The sequence below is a fragment of the Serratia sp. TSO36 genome, from assembly GCF_057808395.1.
Genome location: NZ_JBJZOU010000005.1, coordinates 57,087 through 73,702 on the forward strand (window position 1 = coordinate 57,087; position 16,616 = coordinate 73,702).

A 16,616-nucleotide genomic window follows, 5' to 3' on the forward strand; every position below is an offset into this window, starting at 1 on the left:
GCATGACGACAGATGTAACCGTAAAATCGCTGGCAGCAGAGATTCAGACTCCGGTTGATCGCCTGGTACAGCAGTTTGCTGATGCAGGGATCAACAAGTCCGAGTCGGACTCTGTTACCCAGCAAGAAAAAGAAACATTGCTGGCGCACCTGAACCGTGAACACGGCAGCGCGCCAGGTAAACTCACTTTGCAGCGCAAAACGCGCAGCACCTTGAATATCCCGAGCACCGGCGGTAAAAGTAAATCGGTGCAAATTGAGGTCCGCAAGAAACGCACTTATGTAAATCGCGATACGCAGGAAGCCCAGTTGGCTGAAGCGGCAGAGCAGGCACAGCGTGAAGCGGAAGAGCAGGCACGGCGCGAAGCGGAAGAGCTCGCAAAACGCGAAGCGGAAGCGAAGCGCGCAGCCGAAGAGCAAGCCAAACGTGAGGCCGCGGAGATTGCTAAGCGTAATTCAGCGGAAAAAGAAAAAGTGACCAATCAACATACCGACGAAATGACCAAGCCAGCTCAGGCGGAAAAAGCACGCCGTGAAGCCGAAGCCGCTGAACTGAAACGCAAAGCGGAAGAGGAAGTGCGCCGCAAGGTTGAAGAGGAAGCCAAGCGCGTGGCGGAAGAAGCCCGTCGCATGGCCGAAGAGAACGGCGAGAAGTGGGCCCAGGCAGACGCGGCAAGCGCCGCGGTTGAAAGCGCCGACTATCACGTGACCACCTCTCAGCACGCCCGTGCCGCGGAAGACGAAAACGACGCCAAAGTTGAAGGCGATCGTCGCAGCCGCACCCGCGGCGGCAAAGCCACCAAGCAGAAGAAAGGCAACAAGCTGTCCGAATCCAAAGCGGATCGCGAAGAAGCGCGTGCCGTTACCCGTGGCGGTAAAGGCAAACGCAAGCCTAGCGCTCTGCAGCAGGGCTTCAACAAGCCGGCGCAGGTGGTTAACCGTGACGTGGTGATCGGCGAAACCATCACCGTGGCCGAGCTGGCCAACAAGATGGCGGTAAAAGGTTCTCAGGTCATCAAAGTGATGATGAAGCTGGGCGCCATGGCCACCATCAACCAGGTTATCGACCAGGAAACCGCACAGCTGGTTGCCGAAGAGATGGGCCACAAAGTTATCCTGCGTCGTGAAAACGAGCTGGAAGAAGCGCTGATGAGCGACCGTGATACGGGCGCTGCGGCCGAGCCGCGCGCGCCGGTCGTGACCATCATGGGCCACGTTGACCACGGTAAAACCTCTCTGCTGGACTACATCCGCTCCACCAAAGTGGCGGCGGGCGAAGCCGGCGGCATTACCCAGCACATCGGTGCCTACCACGTAGAAACCGAGAACGGCATGATCACCTTCCTGGATACCCCGGGCCACGCCGCGTTTACCTCGATGCGTGCTCGCGGTGCTCAGGCGACTGACATCGTGGTGCTGGTAGTGGCAGCCGACGACGGCGTGATGCCACAGACCATCGAAGCTATCCAGCACGCGAAAGCGGCGCAGGTGCCGTTGGTGGTTGCGGTGAACAAAATCGACAAGCCGGAAGCCGATCCGGACCGCGTTAAGCAGGAGCTGTCTCAGTATGGCGTTATGCCGGAAGAGTGGGGCGGCGAAGCGCAGTTCGTCCACGTGTCCGCGAAAGCCGGTACCGGTATCGACGAACTGCTGCAGGCTATCCTGCTGCAGGCCGAAGTTCTGGAACTGAAAGCGGTTCGCAGCGGCATGGCGAGCGGCGTGGTGATCGAGTCCTTCCTGGATAAAGGCCGTGGCCCTGTGGCTACCGTGCTGGTTCAGGAAGGTACGCTGAACAAGGGCGATATCGTCCTGTGCGGCTTCGAATACGGCCGTGTGCGTGCGATGCGTGACGAGCTGGGCCGTGACGTGACCTCCGCCGGTCCGTCTATCCCTGTGGAAATCCTGGGTCTGTCCAGCGTGCCTGCAGCGGGTGACGAAGCGACCGTGGTGCGCGATGAGAAGAAAGCGCGTGAAGTGGCGCTGTACCGTCAGGGCAAGTTCCGCGAAGTCAAACTGGCGCGTCAGCAGAAGTCCAAGCTGGAAAACATGTTCGCCAACATGACCGACGGCGAAGTGTCCGAGCTGAACATCGTACTGAAGTCCGACGTACAGGGTTCTTGCGAAGCGATCAGCGACTCGCTGCTGAAACTCTCCACCGACGAAGTGAAGGTGAAGATTGTCGGCTCCGGCGTAGGTGGTATCACCGAAACCGACGCGACGCTGGCTGCGGCTTCCAACGCCATCATCCTGGGCTTCAACGTGCGTGCCGACGCTTCTGCGCGCCGCGTGATCGAAGCGGAAAGCCTGGATCTGCGTTACTACTCCGTGATCTATAACCTGATCGACGAAGTGAAGCAGGCGATGAGCGGTATGCTGGCGCCGGAATACAAGCAGCAGATCATCGGCCTGGCCGAAGTGCGTGACGTGTTCAAATCGCCTAAGTTCGGCGCTATCGCTGGCTGTATGGTTACCGAAGGGACCATCAAGCGTCACAACCCAATCCGCGTACTGCGCGACAACGTGGTTATCTATGAAGGCGAGCTGGAATCCCTGCGTCGCTTCAAAGATGACGTTAACGAAGTCCGTAACGGCATGGAATGTGGTATCGGCGTTAAGAACTATAACGACGTGCGCGTCGGCGACATGATCGAAGTGTTCGAAATCATTGAGATCCAACGCTCCATCGCTTAACGATTGCACATCTGCTTATATCTGTTTACGGGGGGCCTTGTGCCCCCCGATTTGTCTGGAGAATCCAAAATGGCAAAAGAATTCAGCCGCGGCCAACGCGTGGCGCAAGAGATGCAGAAAGAGATTGCGATCATTCTGCAGCGTGAAGTGAAAGATCCGCGCGTCGGCATGGCGACCGTTTCCGGCGTAGAAGTGTCTCGTGACCTGGCGTATGCCAAGGTTTACGTCACCTTTCTGAACGTACTGACAGAGAACCACGATCCGGATCTGGTCACCAATGGCATTAAAGCGTTGCAGGACGCTTCCGGTTATATCCGCACCCTGCTGGGCAAAGCGATGCGCCTGCGCGTGGTGCCGGAGCTGACCTTCGCTTACGACAACTCCCTGGTGGAAGGCATGCGCATGTCCAATCTGGTGACCAACGTGGTGAAGAACGACGCCGAGCGCCGTTCCGCCTCAGGCGATGACAAGGAGGATTAATGAGTCGCCCTCGTCGCCGCGGCCGTGATATCCACGGCGTGCTGTTGCTGGACAAGCCGCAGGGTTTGTCGTCCAACGATGCGCTGCAAAAAGTAAAACGCCTGTACAACGCCAACCGGGCGGGCCATACCGGCGCGCTCGATCCGCTGGCGACCGGCATGCTGCCTATCTGCCTGGGCGAAGCGACCAAGTTTTCGCAATACCTGCTCGATTCCGACAAGCGCTATCGGGTGATCGCCAAGCTGGGACAGCGTACCGATACCTCCGACGCCGACGGCCAGATCGTGCAGGAGCGCCCGGTGAACTTCACCCAGGCGCAGCTCGACGCGGCGCTGGACACCTTCCGCGGCGATATCCAGCAGGTGCCGTCGATGTATTCGGCGCTGAAATACCAGGGCAAGAAACTCTACGAGTATGCGCGTCAGGGCATTGAAGTGCCGCGCGAAGCGCGCAGCATCACGGTGTACGAGCTGCAGTTTATCCGTTGGGAAGGGGATGAGCTGGAGCTGGAGATCCACTGCTCGAAAGGCACCTACATCCGCACCATCACCGACGATCTCGGCGAGCTGCTGGGCTGCGGCGCGCACGTGATCTATCTGCGCCGCCTGCAGGTGGCGACTTATCCGATCGCGCGCATGGTGACGCTGGAACAGCTGAACGCCCTGCTGGAGCAAGCGCAGGAACAAGCGATCGCTCCCGGCGAGCTGCTCGATCCGCTGCTGATGCCGATGGACAGCCCGGTTGAGAACTATCCGGAAGTGAATTTGCTGCCGGTGGTGGCGGGCTACGTCAAGCAGGGGCAACCGGTGCAAGTGGCCGGCGCGCCGGCTTCTGGCCTGGTGCGCATCACAGAGGGTGAAGAGCGAAAATTCATCGGCGTTGGCGACATCGCCGAGGATGGTCGCGTGGCGCCGCGCCGCCTGGTGGTCGAGCATTTCGACTGACGGCGGGGCTCTGCGTCGCCTTGCGATCGCACTGCGCTAAGAGTAGAATGGCGCAGCTTATGCATTGGGTTGCTGAATTAGAGATCGGCGCCTGTTTTTATTATCTATAATCTGGAGTATTACAATGTCTCTAAGTGTTGAAGCTAAAGCTCAAATCGTAGCTGATTTCGGTCGTGGTACTAACGACAGCGGTTCTACCGAAGTTCAGGTTGCCCTGCTGACTGCGCAGATCAACCATCTGCAAGGCCACTTCTCCGAGCACAAAAAAGATCACCACAGCCGTCGTGGTCTGCTGCGTATGGTTTCTCAGCGTCGTAAGCTGCTGGACTACCTGAAGCGTAAAGATGTAGCACGTTACACCAGCCTGATCGAGCGTCTGGGTCTGCGTCGCTAATCTAGCAAGTTTCAGTGGAAAGGGGCCTATTTTGGCCCCTTTCTTCTAGGAAGCATAAGCAAATCAGGTTAATGTATTACTGATGTTTCCAAACAGGTTCTTCCGTTACAGAGGTTCGCGCGGCTAATGAGAGGCTTTATCTCCCGCCTGAGATAAGGATTGTCATTAGTCGCGAGGATGTAGTGAGAAGGCAAATCGAGTCACAGGCGTGTCGAGTCGTCAATGCGATTGCGCGCCGCTAATCAAGGATATAATTTTGCTGACACCGATCATTCGCAAATTCCAGTATGGCCAGCATACCGTCACCATCGAAACCGGTATGATGGCTCGTCAGGCCACCGCCGCCGTTATGGTGAGCATGGATGACACCGCCGTATTCGTTACCGTCGTTGGCCAGAAAAAAGCCAAGCCGGGCCAGAGCTTCTTCCCGCTGACCGTTAACTACCAAGAGCGTACCTACGCCGCCGGCCGCATCCCGGGCAGCTTCTTCCGTCGCGAAGGCCGTCCGAGCGAAGGCGAGACCCTGACTTCTCGTCTGATCGACCGTCCGATCCGTCCACTGTTCCCGGACAACTTCCTGAACGAAGTTCAGGTGATCGCGACCGTGGTTTCCGTTAACCCGCAGGTGAACCCGGACATCGTTGCGATGATCGGTGCCTCCGCAGCCCTGAGCCTGTCCGGTATTCCGTTCAACGGCCCAATCGGCGCCGCGCGCGTGGGTTACATCAACGATCAGTACGTGCTGAACCCGACGACCGATGAGCTGAAAGAAAGCCGTCTGGATCTGGTGGTTGCCGGTACCGCCGGCGCGGTGCTGATGGTGGAATCCGAAGCGGACGTGCTGAGCGAAGATCAGATGCTGGGCGCCGTGGTGTTCGGCCACGACCAGCAGCAAGTGGTTATCGAAAACATCAACGCGCTGGTTGCCGAAGCCGGCAAACCGAAGTGGGATTGGCAGGCGCCTGCGGTCAACGAAGCGCTGCAAGCGCGCGTGGCTGAACTGGCCGAAGCTCGCCTGGGCGATGCTTACCACATCACCGAAAAACAAGAGCGTTACGCTCAGGTTGACGCGATCAAAGACAGCGTTGTTGAAACCCTGCTGGCGCAGGACGAAACGCTGGACGCCGGCGAAATCCAGGACATCCTGGGTAACCTGGAGAAAAACGTGGTGCGCAGCCGCGTACTGCGTGGCGAGCCGCGTATCGACGGCCGTGAAAAAGACATGATCCGTGGCCTGGACGTGCGCACCGGCGTACTGCCGCGCACCCACGGTTCCGCGCTGTTCACCCGTGGCGAAACTCAGGCGCTGGTTACCGCGACCCTGGGCACCGCGCGCGATGCGCAGAACCTGGACGAGCTGATGGGCGAGAAGACCGACAGCTTCCTGTTCCACTACAACTTCCCTCCGTACTCCGTGGGCGAAACCGGCATGGTCGGTTCTCCTAAGCGTCGTGAAATCGGTCACGGTCGCCTGGCGAAACGCGGCGTATTGGCTATGATGCCTAAACCGGAAGATTTCCCGTACACCGTTCGCGTGGTGTCTGAAATCACCGAATCCAACGGTTCTTCTTCCATGGCTTCCGTGTGCGGCGCGTCTCTGGCGCTGATGGACGCCGGTGTGCCAATCAAGGCTGCCGTTGCGGGTATCGCGATGGGCCTGGTGAAAGAAGCCGACAACTTTGTGGTTCTGTCCGACATTCTGGGTGACGAAGATCACCTGGGCGACATGGACTTCAAAGTGGCCGGTAGCCGCGACGGTATCACCGCGCTGCAGATGGACATCAAAATCGAAGGCATCACCCGCGAAATCATGCAGGTGGCTCTGAACCAGGCCAAGGGCGCGCGTCTGCACATCCTGGGCGTGATGGAACAGGCTATCAGCACCCCGCGCGGCGATATCTCCGAATTCGCACCGCGTATTCATACTATCCGCATCAACCCGGATAAGATTAAAGACGTGATCGGTAAGGGCGGTTCCGTTATCCGTGCGCTGACCGAAGAGACTGGCACTACCATCGAAATCGAAGATGATGGTACAGTTAAAATCGCTGCGACCGACGGGGAGAAGGCGAAATTCGCTATCCGTCGTATCGAAGAGATCACGGCAGAGATCGAAGTGGGCCGTATCTACCAGGGTAAAGTGACCCGTATCGTTGATTTCGGCGCATTCGTCGCTATCGGCGGTGGTAAAGAAGGTCTGGTACACATTTCTCAGATCGCCGACAAGCGCGTCGAGAAAGTGACCGACTATCTGCAGATGGGTCAGGAAGTGCCGGTTAAGGTACTGGAAGTTGACCGTCAGGGCCGCGTGCGTCTGAGCATCAAAGAAGCGATGGCGCCGGAAGCGGGTTCACCTGCGCCTGAAGCAGAATAACTGTATAGATAGTTTTACAGCTCCCCGCCACGGGGTTGGGAGCTGTTCGTATCGCGCGGGTAGGATGCCCGCGTTTTAGCAAACGGAGGACAGGACGTTCATCCAATGTTTGTCTTCGGGAGTGGGAAATGAAGCCTTTCTTGCGCTGGTGTTACGTTGCGACAGCACTCATGCTGGCAGGATGCAGCAACCATGATTGGCGTAAAGACGAAGTTTTGGCAATCCCGTTGCAGCCAACGTTGCAGCAGGAAGTGATCCTGGCGCGCATGGAACAAATTCTTGCCAGCCGGGCACTGACGGATGACGAACGCGCACAGCTTTTATATGAGCGCGGTGTGCTGTATGATAGCCTCGGGTTACGTGCATTAGCGCGCAATGATTTCTCGCAGGCGCTGGCGATACGTCCCGACATGCCGGAAGTTTTCAACTACCTGGGCATTTACTTAACGCAGGCAGGCAATTTTGATGCTGCCTATGAAGCGTTTGATTCTGTACTAGAGCTTGATCCAACTTACAATTACGCGCGTTTAAACCGGGGCATCGCACTGTATTATGGCGGCCGCTTCCCGTTGGCGCAGGATGATCTGCAGGCGTTTTATCAAGACGACCCAAACGATCCCTTCCGTTCGTTATGGCTGTATCTGGTGGAGCGAGAAATCGATCCCAAGAAGGCCGAGGTAGCGCTTCAGCAGCGCTATGACAAAGCGGACAGAGGGCAATGGGGATGGAATATTGTCGAATTCTACCTGGGCAAGATCAGCGAAAAAACGCTGATGGAACGCCTCAAGGCAGATGCAACGGATAACACTTCGCTCGCTGAGCATCTCAGTGAAACTGACTTCTATTTGGGTAAACACTACCTGAGTCTGGGGGACAAGGACACCGCTTCGGCGCTGTTCAAACTGACGGTGGCTAACAACGTTCACAACTTCGTTGAGCACCGCTATGCATTGTTGGAATTGGCGCTTTTGGGCCAAGAGCAAGACGACCTATCGGAATCGGACCAGCAATAGCTGACGAACACCTATCAGCCTGATGAACATTGGTTTTTAACCAAAGTTATCGCCTTCACGGGCGAGGGCTTTTTTGTTCGTTTTATAATCTAATTTGAGCCGGTTCACACTTTTCAATGAAAATGACTGAAAATTTTCTCGACGAGTTATGTAGACTGGCTGCCATTATTAATGAGGCACGTGTACATGACGACTGAGTTTGAAACCTCTTTTGCTGATCTGGGGCTGTCTGCTCCAATCATTTCCGCCCTGAACGATCTGGGCTATGAAAAACCATCTCCGATCCAGGCTGAGTGTATTCCTCACCTGTTGAACGGCCGCGACGTGCTGGGCATGGCACAGACCGGTAGTGGTAAAACTGCAGCGTTCTCGCTGCCGCTGCTGCACAACCTGCAGGCAGACCTGAAAGCACCTCAGATCCTGGTGCTGGCACCGACCCGCGAACTGGCGGTTCAGGTTGCCGAAGCGATGACCGATTTCTCCAAACACATGAACGGCGTCAACGTGGTAGCCCTGTACGGCGGCCAGCGTTACGACGTGCAGCTGCGCGCTCTGCGCCAGGGCCCGCAAATCGTTGTGGGTACCCCAGGCCGCCTGCTGGACCACCTGAAACGCGGCACCCTGAGCCTCTCTAACCTGAGCGGTCTGGTGCTGGATGAAGCCGACGAAATGCTGCGCATGGGCTTTATCGAAGACGTAGAAACCATCATGGCTGAGATCCCGGCTGAACATCAGACCGCGCTGTTCTCCGCCACCATGCCGGAAGCGATCCGTCGCATCACCCGCCGCTTTATGAAAGAGCCGCAGGAAGTGCGCATCCAGTCCAGCGTGACCACCCGTCCGGACATCAGCCAGAGCTACTGGTCGGTGTACGGCATGCGTAAAAACGAAGCGCTGGTGCGTTTCCTGGAAGCCGAAGACTTTGACGCGGCGATCATCTTCGTTCGTACCAAGAACGCGACCCTGGAAGTGGCCGAAGCGCTGGAGCGCAGCGGTTACAGCAGCGCCGCGCTGAACGGCGACATGAACCAGGCACTGCGTGAGCAGACCCTGGAGCGCCTGAAAGACGGTCGTCTGGATATCCTGATCGCGACCGACGTTGCGGCCCGCGGCCTGGACGTTGAGCGCATCAGCCTGGTTGTCAACTACGACATCCCGATGGACTCCGAGTCTTACGTTCACCGTATCGGCCGTACCGGTCGTGCGGGCCGCGCCGGCCGCGCGCTGCTGTTCGTGGAAAACCGCGAACGCCGCCTGCTGCGCAACATTGAACGCACCATGAAGCTGACCATCCCGGAAGTGGAACTGCCGAACGCAGAACTGCTGGGCGAGCGCCGTCTGGCCAAGTTCGCCGCAAAAGTTCAGCAGCAGCTGGAAAGCAGCGATCTGGATCTGTACCGCGCACTGCTGACCAAACTGCAGCCGGAAGAAGAGCTGGATATGGAAACCCTGGCCGCAGCGCTGCTGAAAATGGCACAGGGCGAACGTCCGCTGATCCTGCCGCCGGATCCGGTCTTCAAGCCGCGTCAGCGCCGCGAGTTCAACGACCGTGACGATCGTCGCGGTGACCGTGGCGATCGCCGCGACAGCCGTGACGGCGATCGTCCGCGTCGCGAACGTCGTGACGTTGGCGAAATGCAGCTGTACCGCATCGAAGTGGGCCGTGACGATGGCGTAGAAGTGCGTCACATCGTTGGCGCTATCGCTAACGAAGGCGACATCAGCAGCCGTTACATCGGTAACATCAAGCTGTTCGCGTCCCACTCCACCATCGAGCTGCCAAAAGGTATGCCGGGCGAGATCCTGAATCACTTCACTCGCACCCGCATCCTGAACAAGCCGATGAACATGCAGTTGCTGGGCGATGCACAGCCGTTCGAACGCCGCGAGCGTCGTGACGGTGGCAACGGTGGCGAGCGTCGCGGCAACGGGCGTCCGTTCAACGGCGAACGTCGCGAAGGCGGCCCACGTCGTTCCTTCGGTGAACGTCGTGAAGGCGGCAACGGCGGCGAGCGTCGTGGCGGTAACTACAACCGTGACGGCAAACCGGCCCCACGCCGTGATGACGGCGCACCTGCTGCACCACGCCGTCGTTTCGGCGACGCGTAATCGCTGATTCACTGTTCGCGGTGAAACGCTCTGAAAAACCAGCCTGCGGGCTGGTTTTTTTATGCCTGAAAGTTGCCGTCAAACGTTCCTGAATGGCGTATCATTCATAAGGTTTTTTCTTACGGATGATATGCACGGGAGATGCCATGAGTTGGCAGCAGTTCAAATCTCAATACCTGGTGCGCTTTTGGGCGCCGCTGCCGGCGGTGATCGCCGCCGGGATCCTTTCTACCTACTACTTTGGCATGACCGGTACCTTCTGGGCGGTGACCGGTGAGTTCACTCGCTGGGGCGGCCATGTGCTGCAGTGGTTCGGCCTGCACCCCGAGCAGTGGGGCTATTTCAAGGTTATCGGCCTGCAGGGCACGCCGCTGGAGCGCATCGACGGGCGCATGATTATCGGCATGTTCGCCGGCTGCATCGCCGCCGCGCTGTGGGCCAACAACATCAAGCTGCGCCAGCCGCAGCACCGCATTCGCATCGTGCAGGCGCTGCTGGGCGGCATTATCGCCGGCTTCGGCGCGCGCCTGGCGATGGGTTGCAATCTGGCGGCATTCTTCACCGGCATTCCTCAGTTTTCGCTGCACGCCTGGTTCTTCGCGCTGGCGACCGCCGCAGGTTCGTACTTCGGCGCCAAATTCACGCTGCTGCCGATGTTCCGCATTCCGGTTAAATTGCAAAAGGTGAAGGCCGCCGCGCCGCTGACGCAGAAGCCTGAGCAGGCGCGCCGCCGCTTCCGGCTGGGCATGGCGGTCTTCGGCCTGGCGGTGGCCTGGTCGCTGTGGACGCTGTTCGATGCGCCGAAGCTCGGTATCGCCATGCTGTTCGGCATCGGCTTCGGTCTGCTGATCGAACGCGCGCAGATCTGCTTCACCTCGGCGTTCCGCGATCTGTGGATCACCGGCCGCACCCACATGGCGAAAGCCATCATCATCGGCATGGCGGTGAGCGCCATCGGCATCTTCAGCTACGTGCAGCTCGGCGTGGCGCCGAAAATCATGTGGGCCGGCCCGAATGCGGTGCTGGGCGGATTGCTGTTCGGCTTCGGCATCGTGCTGGCCGGCGGTTGCGAGACCGGCTGGATGTACCGTGCGGTGGAAGGGCAGGTGCACTACTGGTGGGTGGGGCTGGGCAACATCATCGGCGCCACGCTGCTGGCCTATTACTGGGACGATCTGGCGCCGGCGCTGGCGACCGACTACGACAAGATCAACCTGCTCGACACCTTCGGCCCGATCGGCGGCCTGCTGGTGACCTACCTGCTGCTGGCGCTGGCCTTCGCCGCCATGCTGTGGTGGGAGAAACGCTTTTTCCGCGCCCGGCCTGAGGCGCAGGTGGTGAATTTGAGGAGCCTGCCATGAAAGAGAAGACGATAGTGCCGGACTACCGGCTGGACATGCTGGGCGAGCCTTGCCCGTACCCGGCGGTGGCGACGCTGGAGGCGATGCCGCAGCTGAAGCCGGGGGAAATCCTGGAGGTGATCAGCGATTGCCCGCAGTCGATCAACAACATCCCGCTCGACGCGCGCAACCACGGCTACAAGGTGCTGGATATCCAGCAGGACGGGCCGACCATCCGCTATCTGATCCAGCGTTAACGCCGAGGCGGTGGGGTTCCCCACCGCCTTTTCGCGTTTTATCCCTTCACGATGTCGCCTTTCACTCCGGCAACAATCTCGAACGAACGCAGCCGCGCCTGATGATCGAAGATCTGGCCGTTGACCATGATCTCGTCGGCATCGGTTTCACGCAGCAGCGTTTGCAGCCCGTGGCGCACGGTTTTTTCATCGCCGACGATCGACATCCGCAGCGCCTGCTCGACGCCGTATTGCTCACCGGCGGTCCACAGCGCGTGGATGTTATCCACCGGCGGCGGCAGCGGGCCGGGCGACCCGCGGCGCAGGTTGATGAATTGTTGCTGCATCGAGCTGAACAGGAAGCGCGCATCGCTATCGCTGTCGGCGGCGATCACGTTGACGCACACCATGGCGTGCGGTTGCGCCAGCTGTTTGGACGGTTTGAAGTTTTCGCGGTACAGCTGCAGCGCCTGGAACAGCATATCCGGGGCGAAGTGCGAGGCGAAGGCGAACGGCAGGCCAAGCTGCGCCGCCAGCTGCGCGCTGTAGAGGCTGGAGCCGAGCAGCCAGAGCGGCACGTGCAGCCCCTGGCCCGGCACCGCCTGCACCGGCTGGCCGGGCTGCGCGTCGCAGAAGTAGTTTTGCAACTCCTGCACGTCGCGCGGGAAGGTATCCACATCGCCGGACAGGTGGCGGCGCAGCGCCATCATGGTGCGCTGATCGGTGCCGGGCGCGCGGCCCAGCCCCAGATCGATGCGGCCGGGGTAGAGCGACTCCAGCGTGCCGAACTGCTCGGCGATCACCAGCGGTGCATGGTTCGGCAGCATCACGCCGCCGGAGCCGAGGCGAATGCTCTGGGTGCCGGCGGCCAGATAGCCCAGCAGCACCGAGGTGGCGGCGCTGCCGATGCCGGTCATGTTGTGGTGCTCGGCCAGCCAGTAGCGCCGGTAGCCCCAGCGTTCGGCGTGCTGCGCCAAATCCAGCGAACAGTGGAAAGCGTCGCGCGCTTTGGCCCCTTGCGGGATTGGCGATAAATCCAGTACCGACAGCGGTACGGCAGTGTTTTCAGTCATGGCATCGTCCATCAGAGAGTGGATCGCTTAAAGGGCGATTGCAGGAATCTGCATACCAAAAAGCCGAAAATGATGCTTTTTAGTGTTAAAAGCATAATCCAATTTATAGTTATAAAAGAGGAGATATGTGCTTGTGATATCCTCATGAGAGCAATGGTGTTTTTTGGAGCAATTTAAGACATGGAAATGATGATCCCCGCCCGCCGCTTACCGTTCCGGGAGCCGACATAATGAAAAAAAAGACGCTGTTTACCCTGTTGCTGATGATGGTGGCGATCGCATTGGCGGTCCTGTTCCGCGCGCACAATCAGGATCTGTTACTGCAGGGTGAAGTGGACGCTCCCGAAGTGATCGTCGCTTCCAAGGCGAAAGGCCGGGTGGTTGAACGCCTGATCGAACGCGGCGACGACGTGAAAAGCGGCCAGCTGATTATCCAGCTCGACAGCCCCGAACTGATGGCGCAGCTGCGTTCCGCGCAGGCCACGCGCGACGAGGCCAAGGCGCAGCTCGATCAGTCGCTGCACGGCACCCGTGAAGAGAGCATCCGCAACCTGCGCGCCAATCTGGCGCAGGCCGAAGCGCAGTACCGCAATGCGCAAAACGACTACAACCGCAACCTGAGCGTGGCCGGCAAGGGCTATATCTCGAAGTCCGAGCTGGACGCCTCGCGCCGGGCGCGCGACACCGCCTTCCAGCAGGTGCAGGCGGCCAAGGCCAACCTGGACGAAGGCATCAACGGCGACCGCGTCGAGCTGCGGCAACAATACGCGGCGGCGCTGCGGGCGGCGGAAGAGAACCTGCTGCAGATCCAGGCGCAGAGCGACGATCTGCAGGTGAAAGCGCCGGTGGACGGCGAAGTGGGGCCGATCCCGGCCGAAGTGGGCGAGCTGCTGAACGCCGGCAGCCCGCTGGTGACGCTGATCCGGGTGCCGGACGCCTACTTCGTGTTTAACCTGCGCGAAGACATCCTGGCCCACGTGCGCAAAGGCGACAAGGTCAAGCTGCGGGTGCCGGCGCTGAAGGACAAAATGATCGACACCGAGGTGCGTTACATCGCGCCGCTGGGGGATTACGCCACCAAACGCGCCACCCGCGCCACCGGCGACTTCGACCTGAAAACCTTCGAAGTGCGCCTGTATCCGTCACAGCCGGTGGACGGCCTGCGTCCGGGGATGAGCACCTTATGGCAATGGAAAGAGTAAGGGCCGGCTGGCGCTGCTTCAGTCACGCGTTCGACAAAGAGTGTCGCGTCGCCTTTCGCAGCCCGGTGGTGCACTGGCTGAGCTGGATCTTTCCGCTGATCCTGTTTGGGCTGATCAGCAGCAACTTCTCCGAAGGCACGCTGCTCGATCTGCCGGTCTCGGTGGTGGACAGCGATCACAGCCCGCTGTCCAAGTCGCTGACCCGGCGGCTGGACGACGGGTCGCACGCCCACGTCGAGGCCTACGGCGGCGGGCTGCCGGAGTCGCTGAGCCGCCTGCGCAGCGCGCAGGATTACGCGTTGCTGTACATTCCGCCGGACTTCGAGGCCAACGCGCTGTCGGGCAAACAGCCTAGCGTGGTGATGTACTACAACGCGCTGTTCTACGGCGCCGGGCTGTACTCCACCCAAGACTTTGGCGGCCTGATGAACGAAATCAACGCCAGCACCCGCAGCATCATCGCCACCGAGATGGGCAAATCGCTGCCACCGCTGGCGGATGTGACGCTCTCTTACGGCAGCCTGTTCAACGCCAGCGGCAGCTATATCTATTACCAGCAGTTCGCCGCCACCATCCATTTGCTGCAGCTGTTCGCAGTGACCTGCATGATCTACGTGCTGGCGCGCAGCAAGTCGCTGCTGCAGGCCAAGCCGTTCAGCCTGGCGCTGCTCGGCAAGCTGGCGCCGTACACGCTGTGTTTCACCACCCTGCTGATGGTGGAGATCGCGGCGCTGGTGGGCATCTTTGACGCCCGCGTCAGCGGCAACCCGCTGTTTATGCTGATGATCGGCCTGTTTTACGTGATGGCGGCGCAGAGCATCGGCCTGCTGCTGTACACCTTTACCGGCAGCACCATCACCGCCTACAGCCTGATCGGTATTTTGGTCAGTATCGCGATGACCTTCTCCGGCATGGCGGTGCCTGAGCTGTCGATGCCGCTGCCGGCGCGCATCATTTCCAACATCGAGCCGCTGACCCACGCGCTGTACGCGATGTTCGACGTGTTCCTGCGGCAGGTGCACGCCAGCGCCATTTTCAGCGTGTGTGCGCTGCTGGCGGTCTACCCGCTGGTGGCCGCGCTGCTGGTGCGCAATCGCCTGCCGGCGCGGCTGGCAAAAGAGGGGAACGCCGGATGAAGCTCTATTGGCAAACCTTCGTTAAGGTGCTGCTCGGCATGCTGGAGCGGCCGGTGTGGCTGATGCTGATCCTGTCGCTGTGCATCATGAGCCTGGTGTACGCCAACCGCACGGTGTGGGATCTGCCGGTGGGGGTGGTCGATCAGGACCACAGCACCGCCAGCCGGCAGCTGATCCGCCAACTGGACGCCACCTCCAAGATAGCGATCGAAACCTACGACAGCCTGGAGCAGGCGCAGCGCGATCTTAGCTGGCGCAAGCTGTTTGCGGTGATCATCATGCCGGTGGATCTGGAGAAGAAGATCCTCAGCGGGCAGAACATCGTGGTGCCGGTGTACGGCGACGCCACCAACCGCCTGGCCAACGGCCAGATCCAACAAGACGTGGTGGCGGCCTACCAGCAGCTGCTGACGGAGTACAACAACGGGCTGCTGCTGCGCAGCGGCTTCAGCGAACGGCAGGCGCAGATACTGCTGACGCCGATACTGGGGCAAACGCTGGACGTGTTTAACCCCGGCATCAGCTTCGCGGCGATCATCTTTCCCGGCCTGCTGGTGATGCTGTTGCAGCACTCGCTGCTGATCGCCTGTATCCGCGTCAACATCGCCATGAAGAGCATGCCCGGCGGCAAGGCGCCGCTGGCGGCGCACCTCGGCGGGCTGACGGCGCTGCTGCCGATCTGGCTGTTCCTGTCGATCGTGCTGTTCGTGCTGTGGCCGTGGGTATTGGGCTATCGGCAGACGGCGAACATCGCCGAACTGCTGCTGCTGACCTTCCCGTTCCTGCTGGCGGTGCTGGGGCTGGGCAAGCTGGTGACCGAGTGCCTGCGCAGCGTCGAAATGATCTACCTGACGCTGGCGTTCATCACCACGCCGATCTTCTACCTGTCCGGCACCATCTGGCCGCTGCAGTCGATGCCGGCCTGGGTGCGCGCCATCTCCTACAGCATTCCCTCCACCTGGGGCACCAAGGCGATCGCCGGTGTCAACCAGATGGGGTTGTCGCTGAATGAAGTGTGGGGCGACGTGATGATGATGCTGGTGCTCGGCGTGGTCTACACCCTGCTGGGCTTCGGCGTCGGCTTCTTGCGCAACAGCGTGGCGCTGCGCGGGATGTTCAGGAAACGGCGAGTGTAGGGAACCAATAAAGGCGCCATATTCGGCGCCTTTATTATTTCGTATTATCGATATGTTTAAGATTGTTTATTTAGCGGGATGTCTATTGTTATTTTGATTTAATTTCTTATATTGATTTTGGTAATTGTCATTGTCGACCGGTTTAGGGAATTAATGGTTGGCGTTAGTTTTATCTATAACGTGTTATTCAAAGGATAATATAAATATGTCAACAATATGAGAGCTTACTTCTGATGAGATGAAACTGATTGGCGGTTGTGGTGATGGAAATAACGGCGGCGATCGTGACAGGCCAAGCAGAGGTGCACCAAACTCCTGTGCCAATCAGGTTGGAATGGGTATCATCATTGGCGCATTTACCGGTTTTTCAGGTGGCCCGCCAGGGATGATAGGTATGGCGGTTGCCGGTGGCTTGATGGGGGCGGTCTCTTGCGCCGATAACAGCCCCGCAGGGAATAATAAGAATAACGGTGGTGCCTTGGGTGGCAA

14 protein-coding genes are annotated in these 16,616 nt (G+C 59.4%); 13 read left to right on the forward strand and 1 reads right to left on the reverse strand.

The features are described from left to right. The first annotated feature begins 2 nt into the window (after positions 1-2). The 10 genes from infB (at position 3) to yedF (ending at position 11,601) form a co-directional block, all read left to right on the forward strand. On the forward strand, positions 3-2,690 hold the full coding sequence (infB, locus tag ACK3CV_RS02480; protein WP_033636822.1) for a translation initiation factor IF-2: 2,688 nt from the start codon (positions 3-5) through the stop codon (positions 2,688-2,690). 69 nt (positions 2,691-2,759) lie between these two features. Further along, positions 2,760-3,170, forward strand: coding sequence for a 30S ribosome-binding factor RbfA (rbfA, locus tag ACK3CV_RS02485; protein ID WP_004933508.1), 411 nt, complete (start codon positions 2,760-2,762; stop codon positions 3,168-3,170). After that, complete coding sequence (gene truB / locus ACK3CV_RS02490) at positions 3,170-4,114, forward strand: tRNA pseudouridine(55) synthase TruB (protein WP_033636823.1); 945 nt, start codon at positions 3,170-3,172, stop codon at positions 4,112-4,114. Before rbfA ends, truB begins: the two co-directional genes overlap by 1 nt. A gap of 124 nt (positions 4,115-4,238) precedes the next feature. Next, positions 4,239-4,508, forward strand: a complete 270-nt coding sequence (gene rpsO, locus ACK3CV_RS02495) for a 30S ribosomal protein S15 (protein WP_004933502.1) — start codon at positions 4,239-4,241, stop codon at positions 4,506-4,508. A gap of 256 nt (positions 4,509-4,764) precedes the next feature. Continuing rightward, a complete protein-coding gene (pnp, locus tag ACK3CV_RS02500) occupies positions 4,765-6,882 on the forward strand; it encodes a polyribonucleotide nucleotidyltransferase (RefSeq protein ID WP_033636825.1) in 2,118 nt (705 codons plus the stop codon). A 128-nt stretch (positions 6,883-7,010) separates the two neighbouring features. Further along, entirely contained in the window at positions 7,011-7,895 is an 885-nt protein-coding gene (gene nlpI / locus ACK3CV_RS02505) for a lipoprotein NlpI (RefSeq protein WP_033636826.1), read from the forward strand. 122 nt (positions 7,896-8,017) lie between these two features. Continuing rightward, positions 8,018-8,092 (forward strand): protein YrbN, encoded by a 75-nt coding sequence (yrbN, locus tag ACK3CV_RS02510; protein WP_223182019.1) that lies wholly within the window; start codon positions 8,018-8,020, stop codon positions 8,090-8,092. Continuing rightward, complete coding sequence (locus ACK3CV_RS02515; RefSeq protein ID WP_164141522.1) at positions 8,082-10,004, forward strand: DEAD/DEAH family ATP-dependent RNA helicase; 1,923 nt, start codon at positions 8,082-8,084, stop codon at positions 10,002-10,004. The genes yrbN and ACK3CV_RS02515 overlap by 11 nt, the downstream gene beginning before the upstream one ends. 146 nt (positions 10,005-10,150) lie before the next feature. Next, positions 10,151-11,365: a selenium metabolism membrane protein YedE/FdhT gene (yedE, locus tag ACK3CV_RS02520; protein WP_033648664.1), complete on the forward strand. Its 1,215-nt coding sequence runs from the start codon at positions 10,151-10,153 to the stop codon at positions 11,363-11,365. After that, positions 11,362-11,601, forward strand: a complete 240-nt coding sequence (yedF, locus tag ACK3CV_RS02525) for a sulfurtransferase-like selenium metabolism protein YedF (protein WP_033636829.1) — start codon at positions 11,362-11,364, stop codon at positions 11,599-11,601. Before yedE ends, yedF begins: the two co-directional genes overlap by 4 nt. Before the next feature lie 38 nt (positions 11,602-11,639). Here yedF and ACK3CV_RS02530 read toward each other — a convergent pair whose 3' ends face one another. Then, a complete protein-coding gene (locus ACK3CV_RS02530; RefSeq protein WP_192832961.1) occupies positions 11,640-12,653 on the reverse strand; it encodes a luciferase-like monooxygenase in 1,014 nt (337 codons plus the stop codon). 230 nt (positions 12,654-12,883) lie between these two features. Between ACK3CV_RS02530 and ACK3CV_RS02535 the strand changes: the two genes are divergently transcribed. From ACK3CV_RS02535 to ACK3CV_RS02545, 3 genes are read left to right on the forward strand one after another with little or no spacing between them, the layout of a single operon-like run. Then, positions 12,884-13,855: an HlyD family secretion protein gene (locus ACK3CV_RS02535; protein ID WP_033636831.1), complete on the forward strand. Its 972-nt coding sequence runs from the start codon at positions 12,884-12,886 to the stop codon at positions 13,853-13,855. After that, entirely contained in the window at positions 13,837-14,991 is a 1,155-nt protein-coding gene (locus ACK3CV_RS02540; protein ID WP_164141524.1) for an ABC transporter permease, read from the forward strand. The genes ACK3CV_RS02535 and ACK3CV_RS02540 overlap by 19 nt, the downstream gene beginning before the upstream one ends. Beyond that, positions 14,988-16,127 (forward strand): ABC transporter permease, encoded by a 1,140-nt coding sequence (locus ACK3CV_RS02545; RefSeq protein WP_164141526.1) that lies wholly within the window; start codon positions 14,988-14,990, stop codon positions 16,125-16,127. The genes ACK3CV_RS02540 and ACK3CV_RS02545 overlap by 4 nt, the downstream gene beginning before the upstream one ends. The last annotated feature ends 489 nt before the right edge of the window (positions 16,128-16,616 follow it).